General features: G+C 38.3%; 14 protein-coding genes. 12 read left to right on the top strand and 2 right to left on the bottom strand.

From position 1 onward, the window contains the following. Window positions 1-314: 314 nt before the first annotated feature. The gene (locus tag CJZ72_RS13150; RefSeq protein WP_232509750.1) at window positions 315-1,883 is read left to right on the top strand and encodes a hypothetical protein; all 1,569 of its coding nucleotides are present in this window, start codon (window positions 315-317) and stop codon (window positions 1,881-1,883) included. A 294-nt stretch (window positions 1,884-2,177) separates the two neighbouring features. Here the strand turns inward: CJZ72_RS13150 and CJZ72_RS13145 are convergent, their stop codons facing one another. After that, the gene (locus CJZ72_RS13145) at window positions 2,178-2,696 is read right to left on the bottom strand and encodes a thioredoxin domain-containing protein (RefSeq protein WP_081135536.1); all 519 of its coding nucleotides are present in this window, start codon (window positions 2,694-2,696) and stop codon (window positions 2,178-2,180) included. A gap of 265 nt (window positions 2,697-2,961) precedes the next feature. Between CJZ72_RS13145 and nifJ the strand changes: the two genes are divergently transcribed. The 5 genes from nifJ to CJZ72_RS13120 all read left to right on the top strand — a co-directional run bounded on the left by nifJ (window position 2,962) and on the right by CJZ72_RS13120 (window position 12,258). After that, complete coding sequence (gene nifJ / locus CJZ72_RS13140; RefSeq protein WP_095443951.1) at window positions 2,962-6,627, top strand: pyruvate:ferredoxin (flavodoxin) oxidoreductase; 3,666 nt, start codon at window positions 2,962-2,964, stop codon at window positions 6,625-6,627. A 368-nt stretch (window positions 6,628-6,995) separates the two neighbouring features. Continuing rightward, on the top strand, window positions 6,996-7,883 hold the full coding sequence (gene cdaA, locus CJZ72_RS13135; protein WP_005880019.1) for a diadenylate cyclase CdaA: 888 nt from the start codon (window positions 6,996-6,998) through the stop codon (window positions 7,881-7,883). Then, entirely contained in the window at window positions 7,880-9,034 is a 1,155-nt protein-coding gene (locus CJZ72_RS13130) for a CdaR family protein (protein ID WP_081135541.1), read from the top strand. The genes cdaA and CJZ72_RS13130 overlap by 4 nt, the downstream gene beginning before the upstream one ends. Window positions 9,035-9,057: 23 nt before the next feature. Continuing rightward, window positions 9,058-10,413, top strand: a complete 1,356-nt coding sequence (gene glmM / locus CJZ72_RS13125) for a phosphoglucosamine mutase (RefSeq protein WP_081135543.1) — start codon at window positions 9,058-9,060, stop codon at window positions 10,411-10,413. A 429-nt stretch (window positions 10,414-10,842) separates the two neighbouring features. Further along, a complete protein-coding gene (locus CJZ72_RS13120) occupies window positions 10,843-12,258 on the top strand; it encodes a fibronectin type III domain-containing protein (RefSeq protein ID WP_095443950.1) in 1,416 nt (471 codons plus the stop codon). Window positions 12,259-12,439: 181 nt separating this feature from the next. Here CJZ72_RS13120 and glmS read toward each other — a convergent pair whose 3' ends face one another. Beyond that, on the bottom strand, window positions 12,440-14,248 hold the full coding sequence (glmS, locus tag CJZ72_RS13115; RefSeq protein ID WP_095443949.1) for a glutamine--fructose-6-phosphate transaminase (isomerizing): 1,809 nt from the start codon (window positions 14,246-14,248) through the stop codon (window positions 12,440-12,442). 394 nt (window positions 14,249-14,642) lie between these two features. Here glmS and CJZ72_RS13110 point away from each other — a divergent pair, with 394 nt between their 5' ends. From CJZ72_RS13110 to clpX, 6 genes are all read left to right on the top strand, one after another. Next, window positions 14,643-14,933, top strand: coding sequence for a hypothetical protein (locus tag CJZ72_RS13110; RefSeq protein WP_081135432.1), 291 nt, complete (start codon window positions 14,643-14,645; stop codon window positions 14,931-14,933). A gap of 12 nt (window positions 14,934-14,945) precedes the next feature. Beyond that, window positions 14,946-15,974 carry a signal peptide peptidase SppA gene (gene sppA / locus CJZ72_RS13105; protein ID WP_081135435.1) on the top strand — a complete coding sequence of 343 codons (1,029 nt, stop codon included), beginning with the start codon at window positions 14,946-14,948 and terminating at the stop codon, window positions 15,972-15,974. A 2-nt stretch (window positions 15,975-15,976) separates the two neighbouring features. Beyond that, window positions 15,977-16,639, top strand: coding sequence for an RDD family protein (locus CJZ72_RS13100; RefSeq protein WP_081135437.1), 663 nt, complete (start codon window positions 15,977-15,979; stop codon window positions 16,637-16,639). A 91-nt stretch (window positions 16,640-16,730) separates the two neighbouring features. Beyond that, the gene (locus CJZ72_RS13095) at window positions 16,731-17,678 is read left to right on the top strand and encodes a hypothetical protein (RefSeq protein WP_081135439.1); all 948 of its coding nucleotides are present in this window, start codon (window positions 16,731-16,733) and stop codon (window positions 17,676-17,678) included. Window positions 17,679-17,817: 139 nt separating this feature from the next. Then, on the top strand, window positions 17,818-19,104 hold the full coding sequence (gene tig / locus CJZ72_RS13090; protein ID WP_081135441.1) for a trigger factor: 1,287 nt from the start codon (window positions 17,818-17,820) through the stop codon (window positions 19,102-19,104). 186 nt (window positions 19,105-19,290) lie between these two features. Then, entirely contained in the window at window positions 19,291-20,541 is a 1,251-nt protein-coding gene (gene clpX / locus CJZ72_RS13085) for an ATP-dependent Clp protease ATP-binding subunit ClpX (RefSeq protein WP_005879999.1), read from the top strand.

The following is a 20,541-nucleotide window of genomic DNA, read 5'->3' as shown; positions in this document are numbered from 1 at the left end:
TCTGTGTGTGGATATCGAAAATAAAACTTTTTTTGAATTTTTCTTATACAATTTTTTAGAGAGTCAGGACAATCGAATGCCCGGCCTCTTTTTTTTGGTTTAAGTAAAAATAGTTTCTTTTTTTTGGAGAATCTTTAGTAAGCTTAGTACATAGAATCATTTTTTAGGAGATGAGGAAGGTGGGTCAGACGATGGATGAAAAAACAGAATCTGGTAAGAAAAAAATGAAAGAAGATGAAAAGATCAAGCAACAAGTAATTGACCAAATCGCACAAGGAACAAGTATCACTGCAATTTCAAAAAAAATGCATCTAATGTCAAGTGAAAAAACCAAACAACTATTAGTTGACCACATCTGTGAGCAATTGAAAGCAAAAAAAACGATGGAAATGATTGCAGAGAGTTTAAATAAATTTCCGACAGAAATCGTCAAGATCCTAAACGATTATACGATACAACAATTACAACAAGGAGTATCACCAGTTATTCTTTCAGAAAAAATACCTATTGGCCTAGAAGAGATTATCCAGTATCGCAATACATATTTAGTCAATAAAATTGAAGAAGGAGAGTCTCTTCGATCGTTGGGGAAGAAGTTTGGTATGGCACAAAAAGTGGTAAAGGAGATTTGGCATACAGCTATGCTCATGCAGATTTCCACGGGACGAACGCTTGAAGAAGTTGCCTTTGACTTCAGATTGAGTCTAGAAGAGATTTGGACGATCCAAATTGAACATTTGGTCAAAAAAATCGGTGAAGAACAGCCATTGACAGTTTATGAGCAAAAAATGTTTGAGCCAACTTATCTAAAGGAATTAAATGAGCAACATCAACAGGTTCGAACGGCCTTAAAAAAATGTCCCTCACATAAAAAAGTAGCGAAGCAATTAAATCTTAGTACGACTACTGTCACGAAGATTCAGAATTTGGCAATCCTTACGAAGCTTGCAAAAGGAAAAACAATTGAAGTTATTGGAGCGGAATTATTCATTGATTGTGAGAAGGTCAAAAAAGTCAGAAATCAGTATATCGCACAAAAAGTTCTAGAAGGTAAAACATATGTACATCTTCATAAAAAAATAAATACCAGTCAGCACATCATAGAGAAAAAAGCAATAGCGACAAAGATCGTGAGTAAGCGGCAAGCACCTTCAATAGTAAAGAATCTAAAATACTTTGAGGTGGATGAAAAAACAAAAAATGGGATCATTCAGTTGTGTCAAAATAAAATAGAAATCAACACCATAGCAAAGCAATTTTCGATTAATCGTAGAACTGTACTAAAAATTAGAAAAGAGGCCATTCTTACAGATTTAAACAACGGGATAACAAGAGAAGAAGTAAGAAAAAAATTCAATCTGCCGTTAAAATCGATCATATACATTATAGGACATACATCGTTAGCAAGGTACCCTAATATTAAACGATTAACAAACAACTCAGCAACAATCGCTCAGAAAAAAAGAGCGGTACAGTTATTTAATAGGGGACATAAGATTAAAGAAGTTGTAGACCTCACAGGAATTCCAAAAAATACAGTCCGTCAAATAAGTGTAAGAGTGAGCCGTGAAAGAAATGTGGTCTTTAAAAAAGAATGGTATCCGGAAGAAAAACAAAAAGCAATTTTAAATTATTTAGATACATCGAAAAGCTTAGAGCTAACTACTGCTCGTTTTAATGTGAGTAAAATAACCATTTGTCGGATGGCAAGCAGAGCACAGGAAGTGAAAGAGAAAAGAGAACAGTGGGATAAAAAGCAGACAGTTAAAAAAGAGCCTCTAAATAAGTTGAAATGGGGAGCCATTCATAAAAGTTTACATGAAACGAAAGACGCAAGAGAAGCTTCCACTTCAAGAAACCATTCCTTTAGCATAGAAAAATAATTTTTTGTTACAAGAAGAATTGCTGTTTATACTTAGAGGCTGAGACAAAAGTAAGAAAACACTGTTGTCTCATTCTTTAAAAACGAATAAACGGTGGGAGCAGAAGCAACTCCTTCTTAAATAAGCCGAAATTCACAAAATTTGAAAAGCAATTTCCGTTAATTTCTTCTTATTTCTCGGAGTTAAACACTTCTGTCCCAGCCTAAATTTTAAAAGAAGATAAAAAAATAGTTGATCTGAAAATCAGAAATATCCTAGATTTTCGACCAACTATTTTTTTTATGGGCATTAAATCTAAGCGTCAATCAAGTCTGTTAATTTTTCATGGGTGATCGACTCGTCAAAAATGGCTTCACCTAAAATGACCGTAGGCACAAAGCGGATATTTGCCTCGGACGCCTCTTTGATGATTGCCTGTGATGCATCAAAATCTTTTTGTTCCGTCAAACCTAACTGATTTTTTGCATAATCTGCAACTTCAGATAAGCCTAAATGTTTCCATTCATCTTGCGTATCGAAAATCTTTTTGATTTCAGTCAATGCTTTTTTTCCATCAGTAGCAGTCACGTGATGGTGCATGACGTTTCCCCGTTGCAAACTTTCTTTTTCTTTGTCAAAAAGTTTGATGACACGCTGGATTTTCCCCGCTTCAACTGCTTCTTCAAGCAAGTCAAACGAGTCATTGAACCATTGACGGCAATATGGACAAGCTAGATTGATAAATTCGATCATTTTTTTTGGTGCTTGATCTTCACCATACATGATACCGTTCGCTGTAGTTGTTTTTTCAGCTTTAATCACAGATATATCCATTTCTCAACACCTCTTTCATTTATTGTAATCATTTTTTTGAAGAAATAATAGTATTTTGTTCTTTTTTGAAATTTCCGAAAAAACTGGCTTTTGGACGCCTTTTATTCAGAATTAGATTCTGTAGCAAAACTGATTTTTAGATTTGTCTTATAATTCAATCTAAGGAAAGTTCGTGAGCAGATTTGCAAATTAAGTAGGTTTTCTGATTTTTTTACGTTATAATGGAACAGATATTTAAGAGAATTTGAACAAGGATGATGAAAAAATGCGAAAGATGAAAACAATGGATGGGAATACCGCTGCCGCATATATCTCTTATGCGTTTACGGAATTAGCAGCCATTTATCCAATTACGCCTAGCTCCACGATGGCTGAACTAGTCGATCAATGGTCAGCAAGTGGGAAGAAAAATATATTTGGGCAGCCGGTCAAAGTAGTAGAGATGCAATCAGAAGCAGGAGCGGCAGGTGTCGTTCATGGTTCATTGAAAACTGGTGCTTTAACAACTACCTATACAGCTTCACAAGGATTACTTTTAATGATCCCTAATATGTACAAAATCGCAGGTGAGTTGCTTCCTAGCGTTTTTCACGTAGCTAGCCGAGCAGTCACGACAAACGCACTGAACATCTTTGGGGACCATGGAGATGTCATGGCCGCACGTCAAACAGGTTTTGCTATGCTTTCGGAAAGTAGTGTGCAAGAAGTGATGGATCTAGCTCCAGTAGCTCACCTCGCTTCTCTTGAGGCGGAACTGCCCTTTGTGAATTTCTTTGATGGTTTCCGAACAAGTCATGAGATCCAAAAGATCGAAGTATTGGAATATGAAGAATTGGCACCATTGATCAATCAGGAAAAACTCGCCTCATTTCGAGAAAGAGGGATGAATCCAAATCATCCAACGGTCAGTGGAACCAACCAAAATCCAGATATCCACTTTCAACAAAGGGAAACAATCAATGCTTATTATGATCGATTGCCAAGTATTGTTCAAAAATATATGCAAAAAATCAATGAATTACGTGGAACAGCATATGACCTCGTGACTTACCATGGTGATCCTGAGGCAGAAGAAGTGATCGTTTCGATGGGTTCAGTAGCACAGACGATTGAACAAACGGTCGATTATTTGAATAAAAATGGTCGTAAAGTTGGCTTTTTGAATATCCACTTGTATCGCCCATTCCCTATTGAGAATCTATTGGAAAAATTACCGGAGTCAACGAAAGCTATCGCTGTGTTAGATCGAAGCAAGGAACCAGGCGCTGGTGGTGAACCGCTATTGTTAGATGTGCAAAGCGCACTTTATGATGCGGATATCCGACCTAAAGTGATTGGTGGTCGCTATGGTCTGGGCTCAAAAGACGTGACACCAGATCAGATCATCAGCGTTTATGATGAACTGCAAAAAGAAAAAAGAGATATGAAGAAACGGTTCACGATCGGGATCGTTGATGATGTAACCTATCAATCACTTGAAAAAAGACCTACGTTAGATTTAACGAATCCCAACACGTATCAGGCAAAATTCTGGGGATTTGGTTCAGATGGTACAGTAGGTGCGAATAAATCAGCAATCAAGATTATTGGTGACCATACAGATAAATATGCACAAGGATACTTTTACTATGACTCTAAGAAATCTGGTGGGCTAACTGTTTCGCACTTGCGTTTTGGTGACACACCTATTCGCTCGACGTATTTGGTTGAACATGCAGACTTTGTTGCGTGTCATACCCCAGCGTATCTACACAGTTATGATTTAGTAAAAGGTTTGAAAAAAGGCGGAACGTTCTTACTTAATACGTTATGGACAGAAAAACAGTTGGAGAACCATCTGCCTATCCGCTTAAAAAAATATTTGTCTGAAAATGACATACAGTTTTATACGATCAATGCGATGCAACTAGCACAAGAAGTAGGTTTAGGTCGCCGAATCAACACGGCGATGGAAACAGCCTTTTTCAAATTAGCGAACATCATTCCATTTGAGGAAGTGATGCCACTCTTAAAAGAAGAAGCACTAAAAAGCTATGGACATAAATCAATGAAGATCGTTGAAAAAAACGTGCAGGCAATCGATCGTACAGTGGAATTGCTTCACAAAGTGGAAGTGCCTGAACACTGGCGAACATTAGAGATCCCAGTGAAAACAAATCAGTATCGATCACAGTATGTTCAAGAAGTGCTTGAACCAATCAATGCACAAGAAGGAAATAGTTTATCCGTTGGGACTTTGGTCGAAAACCAGATGACAACTGGTGAAATGCCTTTAGGGACGGCGAAAGTTGAAAAACGTGGTGTTGCGTTAGAAGTGCCTGAGTGGATCAGTGATCGTTGCACAATGTGTAACGAATGTGCTTTTGTTTGTCCCCATGCAGCCATTCGCCCATTTTTGGCAGATGATGAGGAAATGACTGAGGCGCCTGAAGGATTTATCGTACGGGATATGAGAGGACCAGATGGACTAAAATACCGTATTCAAGTTTCCGTAGAAGACTGTACAGGTTGTGGATTATGCGTAGAAGCTTGTCCAGCAAAAGGAAAAGCATTAGTGATGAAACCTTATGAAGAACAAAAAGAACAAGCTGTCAACTGGGCATTTGCTATGACCTTGAAACAAAAAGAAAATCCAGTAAAGGGTAAAAATTCAGTGTTATCTACGCAGTTCAATAAACCATTGCTTGAATTTTCAGGAGCTTGTTCAGGCTGTGGAGAAACACCTTACGTCAAATTATTGACACAAATGTTTGGGGATCGGATGATGATCGCGAATGCAACAGGGTGTTCTTCAATCTGGGGTGGAGCTTCACCAGCTTCTCCATATACAACGAATGAATGTGGTCAAGGCCCAGCATGGTCAAATTCTTTACTAGAAGACAATGCTGAGTTTGGTTATGGTATGTTGCTAGCGGCTCAAACGCGTCGCGAAGCTTTAGCAAAAGCAATGAGCGAATTGTTGCCGAAAGTTTCACAAGAGTTGCGGGCATTGATGGAGGATTGGTTAAATCATTTATTCGAGAGCGAAGGCACACAGCAAAGAGCTGCAAAACTTCAAGCAGCGATCGAATCAGAGGTTGTGGACGTTCCAGAATTGCGGGCAATTTTAAAAGAAAAAGACATTTTTGTGAAAAATAGCCAATGGATGATTGGTGGCGATGGTTGGGCCTATGACATTGGTTTCGGCGGGATCGATCATGTATTAGCAAGTGGTGCAGACGTCAATATTCTCGTGTTGGATAATGAAGTTTATTCTAATACAGGAGGACAAGTGTCTAAAGCAACACCTGCATCAGCTATCGCAAAATTTGCTGCGAGCGGGAAATATGCTTCGAAAAAGGATTTAGGGATGATGGCGATGACGTATGGCAATGTCTACGTTGCCCAAATCGCTTCTGGAGCAAATCAAATGCAAACAATCAAAGCGTTCGAAGAGGCAGAAAAATTCCCTGGACCTTCATTGATCATCGCCTACACACCATGTATCACACACGGTCTATTTGGTGGAATGAAAGAATCAATCAAAGAAGCAAAAGAGGCCGTTTCTTCTGGATATTGGTCACTATATCGATACAATCCAGAATTAATCGAAAAGAACAAAGTACCAATGACTTTAGATTACAAAAAACCTGATTTTTCAACAATGCCTGATTTTATGCGTAAGCAAGTACGTTTTTCATCATTGGAAAATGCGCATCCGCAATTAGCAGAAAAATTATTTGAAAAAACAGTTCACGATGCGAAGACACGCTTCTACAACTATGCTTCATTAGCAGGTCAATTGGATAAAATCAAAGCAAAAATAGAACCTGCTGAAGAAAAGGAAACGATCGAAAAGCCTGCAAGAGAAAAAAGAGAGAAAAAAAGTGATCCAGAAGCCGAAGCAAGAAGAGCGGCAAGAAGAGCAGAACGTGCCGCACGTAGAAAATAGGCATTTTCCTATTTTAATGTCTTGTTTCAGAGAAATGGATTTAAATATTTTTATAAATGATAAGTTTGATGGGAGAATGGAGATTTAAGAGCTAAGAAATGATTTACGAAAGTTATTTTTTGATTTAGGATAACTGAACTTCATTTTCGAAAAGCTGGTTTCTGTTTCCATTGATTATTCGGATCTAGAGGATGAGTTAAAAGTGATTTTTACTTTTAACTCATCCTTGTCTTTTTGAAAAAATAAAACTATGTAATTTTCTTGAAAAAAATTGTCGTGAAAATGGAAAAATTCAGGCATAAAAGCCTCAGATATACAAACATATGATATACTTAAGAAGAAATCTCAAAAGAGAAGAGAGGCTTTTTATGTCATTTCAAATCGGAGAACTTTTTAACTTAGATTATTGGCAACAAATGTTTTCCGGTGACTTGTTTTCTCTGAATTTTTTGGTGAACATACTGGATATTCTGGTAGTATGGTATTTGGTCTATAAACTGATCCAACTACTAAGAGGGACGAAAGCAATCCAATTGCTAAAAGGGGTGGCTATTTTCATTGTCATTCGGATCGTGGCTGAGTTGATTGGTCTGCATACTCTATCATGGTTGATGAATCAAGTCATCACTTATGGTGTGATCGCAGCAATCGTTATTTTTCAGCCAGAAATACGACGTGGCTTGGAACATCTCGGTCGAAGTTCGCTTTTCAAACAATCAAAAAGCGAGCAGCAAGAAGATGAAAAAATGATTTTATCCTTCGACAAAGCAATCCAATATATGTCTAAACGTAAGATTGGCGCCTTGATCACAATTGAACGCCACACGGGTTTAGATGAATATATTGAAACAGGGATAGCGCTTGATGCAGATATTACTGGAGAACTCCTTATCAATATCTTCATCCCAAATACACCGTTACATGATGGAGCGGTCATTGTTAAGAATGGGAAGATCGCAGTAGCAAGTGCGTATCTGCCTTTATCTGAAAGTATGTTGATTCCGAAAGAATTCGGAACCCGTCACCGAGCTGCTGTCGGTATCAGTGAGGTCAGCGATGCTATAACAATCGTTGTCTCTGAAGAAACAGGAGACGTCAGTATCACATTAGATAATCAATTGATTCCTGGATTATCACAAGAAGAATACCTCACAATATTACGAAAACAGTTGATTGTTGAGGAAAAACCTAAAAACAAAAAAAATGGGATTCAATCTTTCTTGGACGCAATGACTAAGGGAGGGGATCGAAAATGATCTCAAAGGAGAGACGTACCAGTCTATTGTATGGCTTCGTGGCATTACTGTTCAGTATCGTTCTTTACTTTAATGCCAACGGACAGACAGTTCAGAGTACGCTATCTGGAAACGAGTCGTATAGTCAAACTGTTTCAAATGTGCCGATCCAACTATTATATGATACGGATAAATACTATATCCACGGCTATGAGAATACAGCTACTGTAAAGCTTAGTAGTGCTAACCGTGTGCAATTGAATGCAGAGTCAAATGCAGATACACGAACATTTAGAGTTACTGCTGATCTAACGAATGTTGGTGAAGGCACACATGAAGTATCATTGAAAGTACGTAACCTAAGCAGTGCTGTTACATCGAGGTTGCAACCTGAAACGATCACCGTTACAATTGAAAAGAAAGTGACGAAAACGTTTGATGTAGAAACTGTTGTGCCTTCTGGTTCTACACCATCTGGTTATGAATTGGATAAAACCAAGGTTGATCCAGATGAAGTGACGATCACGACAGGAGATAAAACACTATCTGAGATCCACCAAGTAGTAGCTGTTGTTGATCCTTCCATGATAAAAGATGAAGGCATCAATAGTGAAGTACCTGTTCAAGCGTTGAATCAGGCAGGGGAGGCATTGAGTATCGTGTCAGATCCTGTTCAGGTAAAAGTGACCGCAGATGCAATCAAACCGAAAAAATCGGTGCGTCTATATGGAACACAACAAGGCACACCAGGTTCAGGTGTTAAGAGTTACGACTTTAAATTTTCAGAACTAGATGCAGTGGTCACTGGTTCGAATGAACAGCTTGCATTGATTGGCGACAGTATTCCGGTACCAATCGATGTCTCAGGTATCACTCATCGGACAACAAGAAACATCGATATCCCGGTTGAACGAGGGTTAAGTATTTCACCAAAGTCAGTGAGTGTTGAAATCACACCGATTTTAGCTTCATCTGATAGCAGTTCTTCAACCAATCGAAGTCAAGGTTCTGAAAAAGAGAACAATACAAATACAAGTTTTTCAACGACGAATTCGACGACATCGTCTTCATCACAACAATCGGAGTCTAGTCAAGGCTCTGAAAGTAGCGTTTCGAGTGAATCAACAAGTAGCAGTACTCAAATGAGTCAAACGAATTCATCGGAAAATTAAGTTAAAGGAGCAAATTTACAATTATGGGTAAATATTTTGGAACGGATGGTGTCCGTGGCGAGGCAAACAAAGAACTGACACCAGAATTAGCGTTTAAATTAGGTAGATGTGGCGGTTATGTCTTGAGTCAGCATGAGACAGAAGGAAAACGCCCGCGTGTATTGGTCGGACGTGACACAAGAATTTCAGGCCAAATGTTAGAGGAAGCATTGATATCCGGATTATTATCTGTTGGTATTGAAGTATTCCAACTTGGCGTGATTTCAACTCCAGGAGTCGCTTATTTAACAAGATTACAAAAAGCCAGTGCCGGAGTAATGATTTCTGCTTCTCATAATCCAGCGCAAGATAATGGAATCAAATTTTTCGGTGCAGATGGATTTAAATTAGTAGATGATCAAGAATTAGAGATTGAGGCTTTATTAGATGCAGAAGTAGACGAATTACCACGACCTTCTGCTGAAGGGCTTGGTACAGTAGAAGAATTTCCAGAAGGTCTGTTGAAATATTCTCAATTCCTAGTACAAACGATCAATGGAGATCTTTCTGGATTGACTATTTGTGTCGATGCTGCAAATGGTGCGACTTCAACATCTGTTAATCGCTTGTTTGCAGATTTGGAAACAGATTTCTATACGATGGGAACAAATCCAAATGGGTTGAACATCAACGATGGAGTTGGTTCGACACATCCAGAAAAATTGGCAGAAATGGTTGTGGAAAAAGGTGCAGATGCTGGTTTAGCTTTCGATGGTGATGGCGACCGTATCATTGCAGTTGATGAATTAGGAAATATCGTTGATGGCGATAAAATCATGTTCATCTGTGCGAAATATCTTTCTGAAAAGAATCGTTTGAAGAAAGATACGATCGTTACTACGGTCATGAGTAATCTAGGATTCCATAAAGCAGTGGAAAGTATCGGCTTAAAAGATGTGATCACGCAAGTAGGAGATCGCTATGTAGTAGAAGAAATGCGCAAGAATGACTACAATTTTGGTGGGGAACAATCTGGGCACATGATTTTCTTAGATTTCAATACTACTGGAGACGGTATGTTATCTGGAATCCAATTATTGAATATCATGAAGCAAACAGGTAAAAAACTATCTGAACTTGCGGCAGAAGTAACGATCTATCCGCAAAAATTAGTAAATATCCGTGTCAGCAACAAAAATGGTGCGATGGAAGTACCTGCAATCAAAGCAGTCATCGAAGAAGCAGAAGCAGAAATGGGTGGTGAAGGAAGAATTTTAGTTCGTCCTTCTGGAACAGAACCGTTATTACGTGTAATGGCTGAAGCACCAACACATGAAAAAGTTGATTATTACGTGGATAAAATCGCAGCAGTTGTAAGAGAAGAAATTGGATTAGACTAACATCTGGTCACGTGATTTTTCTTGTGATAAGTCGACACCAAGACTTTATCCAAGGTGTCAATGAATCGCTTTAAATAAAAAAGCAATCAATCTTTAAATTTGGAAAACAAATTTTGAGATTGATTGCTTTTTTTGTTGGACGAGTAGTACAAAAAAGAAGATGGACTGAAAATGACCGCTCTTTCTTAAAATCACTAGGAGACACAAAAACCAATCATACAAGTCAACTCCTTCACGATTTCTTTAGACCTTCCTTCTAGGTTATAGAAAAGCTAGTTGGATAGGAGAATTTCCAAAGTACTGTGCTCTAATGCAGACAACTGTTATGTGACAACTTTATTTTCTTTATGTAAGAAAAATAGTGTTTCCAAAAACACTGGATGTATTAAACTAACAGCGATAATACCCTCAGGAAAGGAAAGTGATAAGATGAAATCTATAAGGAAATACCTGCCTTTATTTGCAATGCTACTTCTTTTTATAAAACCTTTTGTAGCAGTCGCCGTTTCTACACAAGGATCAGTTGAAGAGGTGATCATCAAGAATGGAGAATTCAATGAAGGATTGAAAGATTGGATCGTTTCAAGTCCTGGAGAAAACAACCCATCTCTGGTAGTGGATAGTAACGGCAATCAATATGTAAAAGCAACGAATGGTGAAAATATCCTCCAATATGTTCAGTTAAAACCAAATTCTACGTATCGATTTGCGTATTACGTGATTGGTGATCCTGTTTTTCCAGCGATTGTCGAGTTTGGCACGTTAAATCATGACCAAGGATACCATCCACTGAAGGAAGAAAAGCATTATAACATCGCTTGGAAACAACATAAATTTATTTTTACAACACCAACAGATGAGAATACTTATGTCATTCGCTTTGCTTCGAGTGGCAATGGCGAAGCTAAATTTGATAATATTCAAGCCGCTTGGTTGGATCTGGAGAGTCCATCGACTCCACAAAACCTACTGGTGGAAAGTGTTACTTCTGATACGGTGAGTTTGTCATGGGGGGCATCTACAGATAATATCGGTGTAGCCGGCTATCGTGTTTATCGGGATAAACAGTTGGTCCAAGAGGTTCAAGGAGAACAGTTTACTGATACTAGGTTGACGGAAGACACTGAATATACATATGAGGTACGGGCTTTTGATGCAGCAGGGAATCAGTCAGAAGCAAGCAATAGAATCAATGTAAGAACGAAGGGAATCGTTGATCACACACCGCCTACGACACCGATGAATGTAAGGGCGACAGTCGTGACAGAAAATAAAGTGACCTTACTTTGGGAAGCTTCCAGTGATGAGAGTGGCATTAGAAGTTACCAAGTGTATCGAAATAGTATTTTGGTCGGTAGCCTTCCAGGCGATACCTTATCCTATACAGATACGAATTTATCTGAAAAAACAAAATATTATTTTACAATAACCGCCTGTGATCATGCTGGAAATGTATCGGTGGCAACGAAAGCGTTGCTCATCACGACCAAAGGAACAACCCTTCCTCCAATAGTAGAAGAAAAGCCGAAAGAAGAAAAACCTTCTCCAAGCGTGCCTCGACCTCCGCAAAAAGAGAATATAGGCAACTCAACAGTAGATGCTTCTGGTAACAAAATGGAGAAAGAACAAACGGGGATGATAAATCAAGGGGAAAATCGCCCCGTAGATCATTCACTTAATCTAAATGCAGAGGCAATACAAAAAATCAGTAAAATATTGACCAAAGATAGTGTTAAAAAATTGCCAATGACAGGTACACAAAAAAATGCACTTGTAAAGATGAGTGGCGTGGGTATAACAGTAATTAGTTTGTGTTTGTTTTATATAAGGAAACGGAGAAAATAAAAAAGATTCTGGTACAAAAGCAAGTAATACTTTTTGTCTCAGAATCTGTATACGCATAAACAGTAAGGCAGAAGCATGTTGTTGAGAAAATAAGTCACAATTCACAAAATATCGAAAAGTGATTTCTGTGAATCCGTCCTGATGTTCGGAGTGAAATACTTCTGCCTCGACTGTTTTTTTGTCATTCTACTGTTACTGATTTTGCGAGATTACGTGGTTTATCGACGTCTAATCCTCTTAGAAGAGTGGCGTAATAGGCAATTAATTGAGTAGGGATAACTGTAGCCAATGCTGTCAATAATGGATGGACTACAGGAAGAACGAGTTGGTCTTGTTCTGTTTCAAGTCCCTTTGCCGCAATCACTAATGTTTTCGCTCCACGGCTTTCTACTTCTCTCAAATTACCTCTTGTATGTGATCCAGTAACCGCCTCGCTAATGATCCCAATCACTGGTGTTCCTTCTTCGATCAAAGCGATCGTTCCGTGTTTTAATTCACCGGCTGCAAATCCTTCCGCTTGGATATAGCTGATTTCCTTTAATTTCAAAGCAGCTTCCAGTGAAACAGCGTAATCAGCTCCACGTCCGATATAAAACGCATTTCGAGTATCGGTCAAATACTCTGCAGCAAGTTGATGCAGTTCATCTTTTTGTGTGATGATCTCTTCCATGGCATTTGCTACAATACCAAGTTCATGGCTAATATCGAATGTTTGTGCATTTGTTAATTGTTTTGTTTCACCAATGGCCTTCGCTAACAGTGCAAGTACAGCAATTTGTGCTGTATAGGCTTTGGTTGATGCAACAGCGATTTCAGGTCCCGCATGTAATAGAAGAGTGAAAGAAGCTTCTCTTGATAAAGTTGAACCTGGAACGTTTGTGATCGTCAATGTAGGGTGCCCTAGTTCATTGATTTTAACTAAAACCTGACGACTGTCAGCTGTTTCACCACTTTGACTTAAGAAAACAAAAAATGGTTTTTCCGAAAGTAAAGGCATCGAATAACCAAATTCACTAGCTAAGTGGACTTCTACAGGAATATTCGTCAATTTTTCGAGTATTGGCTTACCTGCTAGACCCGCATGATAGCTCGTTCCGCAAGCTACGATGAAAATCCGATCACTTTCTTTCGCGGTAGCTAACATTTTTTCATCCATCACAATTTGATGCTGTTGGTTCGTATATGCTTGGATGATTTTTCTCATCACGATGGGCTGTTCATCGATTTCTTTCAGCATATAGTAAGGATATGTGCCTTTTTCGATGTCTGTTGCATCGATTTGTGCCTCGAAAGAAGGGCGATCCACAGAAATACCGTCAATTGTTTGGATAGATATATCGTCTTTTGTTACGATGACTACTTCACCATCTTCGATTTCGACGAACTCTCTAGTATAAGAAAGCATTGCCATTGCGTCGCTAGAAACTACATTGAACCCATCCCCTAAGCCAATCAATAAAGGGCTTTTATTTTTTGCTACGAAGATCGTGTTAGGAAGAGTTCTGTCTATCAATGCAAAAGCATAAGAACCTTTGATCAATTGTAATGCTTTAGTGAATGCAACTTTTGTAGGCCATCCTTGATCTGCGAAAAATTCGATCAAATGAGCAACGATCTCTGTATCTGTTTCTCCAACAAAAGTATCGTTTGCCAAATAATTTGTTTTTATTTCTTCAAAATTTTCGATCACACCGTTATGGACAAGAACGAAACGACCTGTTTGTGAAGTATGCGGATGTGCATTTCCTTCAGTCGGTTCACCGTGAGTTGCCCATCTTGTATGACCGATACCAATGGAGCCGATCATTTCATCTGTTAATTTATCCTTTAGATTTTGGATTCTGCCCTGCGCCTTGATCAAGTAATCTACTTCATCATTTGCAATAAAGATACCAGCTGAATCGTAGCCACGGTATTCTAATTTTTCAAGTCCGTTGATCAAACCAGGAGTTACATTTTCTAAACCTATCATTCCAACAATTCCACACATAAAAAAACATCCTACTTTCTATAATAATCTCATTAAGAAAGTTTCCAGCTGCATGGATATTCCTTTGTTCTATCTTCACAGATAGTTTTTTTGAATATCCTATAGAGTGCATTCCCTGAGGTCACCCGCCGAAATTTCGATAAACCTCTTCCTCGTCATCTGTCGCTACAGATCAGGCGCTATTCCGTTAATGGTCTATTCGTACCACCTTTTAATATTTTTTCTGGAAACATCTAAAATAATAACTTTTTTATGTTGGTTTTGTCAATGGATAAGTAAAAAAATATAATTGGTATATATATGGTCGGCGCAACTGGTAAAATTCCTAATTTTAGCTATCATCTTTTTGAATAGTTCGGTACAATAATATTTAAGAAACAAAAGGAGGAGCAAAATGGAAGCGCAAATAGAAATCATGACATTGGGTCAGTTAAAACAACGTTTAGCCGAACTTGAAAAAACAAGTGAGATCACTGATGAAACGAAAATATTTTTGGATACAGGTTGGGATAGTATCCAAGAAATCTCTCCTGACGCGTTAGCAGTGGAGGATGCACAACGTTTTGCAGTAGAAGATGAATTGACAAAAGAAAAATTCATTGGTTATGCATTAGAAGAAAAAGCAGAGAAAATGAATGCTGAAGAGAAAAAAGAAAAAGTGATCGTCATCAAAAATTTATATTAGGAGAGAAGTCGTATGAATAAAAAGCGTTGGATCGCCGTTTTGATTGCTGCTGGGTTGTTGGTCATCTCGTTAGTCTCGTCAAGTTTAACTACGAAAGAGAAAGAAGAAACACAAATGACTGGCTTGAATAGTCTGCTTTATGGAAGTGATGAGTTGACTCCAACTGTGCTTGAAGATGGGGATAGTACAGAAAAAATCGTGAAACTGACTGTTGATGGCACGATAGCCAGTGGTGGTTCATCGGGACTGTTTGCATCAGAAGGATACAATCATGAAAACTTTATGGAACAATTAAAAGCAATTCAAGAAGACAAGAGTGTAAAGGGAATCTTTTTAGAAGTGAATTCTCCAGGAGGCGGCGTTTATGAAAGCGCCGAAATTGCTAAGACACTGAAAGATATTCGTACAGATCGAAAAATCCCGATGTATGTGAGTATGAAAAACACAGCAGCCAGTGGTGGCTATTACATCTCTGCGCAAGCAGACAAAATCTTTGCAACAGACGAAACGGTTACTGGATCGATTGGAGTAATCATGTCTGGTTTAAATTATTCAGGATTATTGGAAAAGCTCGGAGTGGAAGATACGACTGTGAAGAGTGGTGCGCTCAAAGATATGGGGTCAAGTACTAGACCACCAACGAAAGAAGACCAAGAAGTACTCCAAGCGTACATCGATAGTGCTTATAATCGGTTTGTGAAGGTAGTCAGCGAAGGAAGACACAAAACAGAAGCTGAAGTGAAACAGATTGCTGACGGTCGTATCTATGATGGGGCACAAGCGAAAGAAATTGGGTTAGTCGATGAGATTGCTTATCCAGAGGATGCACTAAAAGCAATGCGTAAAGAACAGAAACTAGAAAATGCACAGTTAGTTGAATATTCCGCTAGTTCTACTGGTTTTGCTAACACGTGGCTAGGTTCTAAATTAGCTCAATTCCAAGGATTAAAAGCTTCAGAAACCAATCAGATCTTGACACTTCTTGAAAATCTTGGGACAGCGGAATCACCAAAAGCAATGTATTATTACGGAGGTGAGTAAGAATGTCTGAACATTTAGAAGAGGAACAAACAAAAGCTGAGCAAGAGCATCATGACCGTCCAGCAGTTGGACCTGATCCTAATTTCTCTCAAAAAGTTCTCCAATCTTTTAAAGAACGTCCTTTGACGGAAAGTGAAATTGAGACGAAACAGAAAAATTGGCAAAGGTATACAAAAGAACGACCAGAAGTTCCAAAAGTCAATGATTTCCCAAAGTATTTTTATGCTGGGTTTTGGGTAAGGCTTGGTGCCTTTTTGATTGATTTGTTATGTATAGGTTCAATTACTCGATTGACATTAGGTATCGCTTTGAATCTTGGTTGGATCGATTACGCGGATTCTTACCTAAGTTTCTATGGTGGAGCGGCATTGGTCATTTATTTAGCTTATTTTGTTTTATTGACGAAACTTAACCATGGACAAACGATCGGCAAAATGATTTTTGGTATTCGTGTAGTTGGTTTTGACGAGACAGAATTAAGTTGGTCGACTGTTTTGGTTAGAGAAGGTGCATGCCGATTCATACTAAAATTTCCATTGTTGTTTATAGGTTATCTGCCAGTTATCTTTAGCAAGAAAAAACAGCATATTGGTGATTACTTCTCAAATACGAGTGTTGTAACGATCAATTTGATCAAGGCTTTCAACCAAGAAGTGAATGCATAACATAAAAAAATCATGATAATACAAAAAATATTGTCATGATTTTTTTTATTTGCTACTATTGGAAGCGATGAACTGAAAGGAGGGGGAAGAAGTGGACCAAATTGATTTTCCAGATAAATATGAAAATCTGATGCGTATTGCGCAACAAGCCTTAGCAGACCACCGGTACACACAGGCGAAAGAACTATTGTTACGGGCATATGACCTAGAACCTAACTTTGAGGCAAATAGTCTGCTAGTCTTTTGTCTATTTGAACTTGATGAAAAACAAGAAGCGTTGAGTCAAGCAGTGCTTCATGAAAGTGAATATTTGGCAAGCGAAGAATTTGCTGGATTTTATTTTGATTTATTAATCGCAAACAATGATTTTTTGTATGTCCGCAAATTGATTGCAAGTTGTACTTTCCCAGAAGAATTTGAACAGTCTATTATCAATAAAGTCCAACAAGCGGAGCAATTTTCCAGCCAAATGGAACGGCAAAATATTCGAGAAATCCACCGTTTGGCAGAGTTATTACCTACAATGGCACCGGCTGAACAGTTATTGATGATCAAAAAAATCGAAGAGTTACCCTACCATGAATTTGTTCAGGTAGTAACAAAATTGATCATTATGCCTGAAGTCCAGTTATTGGCGAGAGCGAAGATGCTCGAATCACTGACCCAAGTGAAAGAGTGTCATCCTATTTCGTATTTGACAATCAACGAAACATTAGTCCAATTCATTCCTAAGTCACTGCCTATGCCAGAAAAACAGCCTGCTTATCAAGAGCTTCGTCGATTAGCAGAAGAATTTGAGAACCAAGACGCATTTTTAAGCACAGTTTTGAAAGAAGAGTTTGCTATGCAATCTGCGCTCGTTTATCCGATCTATGATACATATATCAATGATCCCAACAGCTGGTTCAACTTAACTGTAGCAGTATACCGCAACGACCTACCTGCGGACTACACAGAAGTAGAAATAGCAGAATTCATGAATAAAAGAGCGGATATTTTGAAAGAAATGATGATCTTACAAGAAGGGATCAGATACTAAAAAGATAAAAAAGTCATGAAAAACGGGGATTCTAGTCACTCAATATGTTTACAATTTGAGAGGGTTAGTGTACTATTTAAAGGTATGCATGAAACGTTTTTGATGTATAAAATGAATTTCTAAACTCGGAGGGAATTAAATGACTGCAACATTTGAAAAAAAAGGCACAAATGATGGTGTTTTAAAATTTACGATTGCGCAAGATGAAATCCAAAAAGGACTAACAACTGCGTTTAATAAAGTTAAAGGAAACTTGAATGTACCAGGATTCCGTAAAGGAAAAGTTTCTCGTCAAGTATTTAATCGTATGTACGGTGAAGAAGCACTTTATGAAGATGCATTGAATGCTGTTTTACCAGAAGCTTATGAAGCTGCTGTTAAAGAAGCTGGAATCGACCCAGTATCTCAACCTCAAATCGATGTTGAAAGTATGGAAAAAGGCCAAGACTGGGTGATCACTGCTGAAGTAACAGTGAAACCTGAAGTGAAATTAGGTCAATATAAAGACTTAGTCGTTGAAAAACAAGACCGTGAAGTAACAGAAGCAGACCTTGAAGAACGTATCAAACGCGAACAAGAAGCACAAGCTGAATTAGTGATCAAAGAAGACGCTGCAGCAGAAAATGGCGATACAGTAGTGATCGATTTTGAAGGTTTCGTTGATGGCGAAGCTTTTGACGGTGGAAAAGGTGAAAACTACTCACTTGAATTAGGTTCTGGCTCATTCATTCCTGGATTTGAAGAACAACTTGTTGGTAAAAAATCAGGAGAAAGCCTAGATGTAACTGTGACATTCCCAGAAGATTATCAAGCAGAAGATCTAGCTGGAAAAGAAGCAGTCTTCAAAGTGACTGTTCATGAAGTAAAATCAAAAGAAGTTCCTGAATTAGACGATGAATTTGCAAAAGATGTGGATGATGAAGTATCTACATTGGCTGAATTAAAAGAAAAATATCTTAAAGAATTAACTGAAGCAAAAGAAAAAGCAGCAGATGATGCAAAAGACGAAGCTGCTATCCGTTTAGCTGTTGAAAATGCTGAAATCGTTGACCTTCCACACGTAATGGTCCACGATGAAGTACACCGTTCAATGGACGAATTCTTGAACAATATGCAACGTCAAGGAATCTCACCAGAAATGTACTATCAATTAACTGGTTCTACTGAAGAAGACTTGCATAAACAATTTGAAGGTGAAGCGGAAACTCGTACAAAAACAAACCTTGTGATCGAAGCAATCGCTAAAGCTGAAAACTTAGAAGCAACTGAAGAAGAAATCAATGCAGAAATCCAAGAATTGGCTGATTCTTACAACATGCCTATCGACCAAATCAAACGTGTATTGACAGATGATATGTTAGAACACGATGTAACAATGAAAAAAGCAATCGATTTGATCACTGGTACAGCAACTGAAGCAGAATAATTTTTGCTAGATGAAAATCGAAAGTAGACAGGCTATGATCATAGCCTGTCTCTTTTTCCCTTTCTTAGGGATTATGTAGATTGTTTTGTACTTTTGCTTTTATTTAAATTATGTTATGATAGTAAAAGACTGTAAAGTCTGTGATAGTTTCTTGCATGTTCAAGTGCGAGTTAAGGGGTGAAGACCATGTATGATAATCCAAGTGGTAACGAGACCGTACGTTGTTCTTTTTGCGGAAAGACACAAGAAGAAGTAAAAAAAATCGTAGCAGGTCCAGGGGTCTACATCTGTAATGAATGTATCGACCTATGTAAAGAAATCATTGATGAAGAATTTTATGAAGAAGCTGTACGCGAGTTTACAGAAGTACCGAAACCAGCAGAAATTTTAGATGTCTTAAATAGTTATGTGATTGGTCAAGATCGTGCAAAACGATCATTAGCTGTAGCTGTGTACAATCATTACAAACGCGTCAACCAACAAGCGCAAGATGATGCTGATGAAGTAGAACTACAAAAGAGTAATATCTGTTTGATCGGTCCTACTGGATCAGGGAAAACATTTTTAGCACAAACGTTAGCGAAGACATTGAATGTTCCTTTTGCGATTGCGGATGCTACAAGTCTAACAGAAGCGGGTTATGTCGGAGAAGATGTAGAAAATATCTTGTTGAAGCTATTGCAATCAGCTGATTATAACGTTGAGCGTGCGGAAAAAGGGATCATCTACATTGATGAAATCGATAAAATCGCGCGTAAAAGCGAAAATGTCTCAATCACTCGTGATGTTTCGGGTGAAGGAGTACAACAAGCTTTACTAAAAATTCTTGAAGGTACAGTAGCGAGCGTTCCACCTCAAGGAGGACGTAAACATCCTCATCAAGAATTCATCCAGATCGATACTACGAATGTATTATTCATCGTAGGTGGTGCTTTCGATGGTATCGAGACAATCGTCAAAAACCGTATGGGTGAGAAAACGATTGGATTTGGTACGAACAATCAGAAATTATCAGAGGATGAAAGTGTGATGCAACACATCATTCCAGAGGATTTACTGAAGTTTGGGCTGATTCCTGAATTCATCGGACGCTTACCAGTAATGGCGGCTCTGGAAAAACTAACAGCTGCCGATCTTGTTCGCATCTTGACTGAACCAAAAAATGCATTAGTCAAACAATATCAAAAATTGCTATCTTTAGACGATACTGAGTTGGAATTTGAACCAGATGCACTAGAAGCAATTGCGAAAAAAGCAATCGACAGAAATACCGGTGCGCGCGGTTTGCGTTCGATCATCGAAGAAATCATGATGGATGTGATGTTTGATATTCCATCAAATGAAGCAATCGAAAAAGTGATCATCACAAAAGAAGCTGCTGAACTTACTGGCGAGCCAACGATTGTCTACAAAGATTCTGAGAAAAAAGCTGGCTAA

The sequence above is a fragment of the Enterococcus durans genome (assembly GCF_002277935.1).
GTDB lineage: Bacteria > Bacillota > Bacilli > Lactobacillales > Enterococcaceae > Enterococcus_B > Enterococcus_B durans.
Note: the sequence above shows the minus strand (reverse complement) of the source record. Positions and strands in the feature narration are given on the sequence as shown.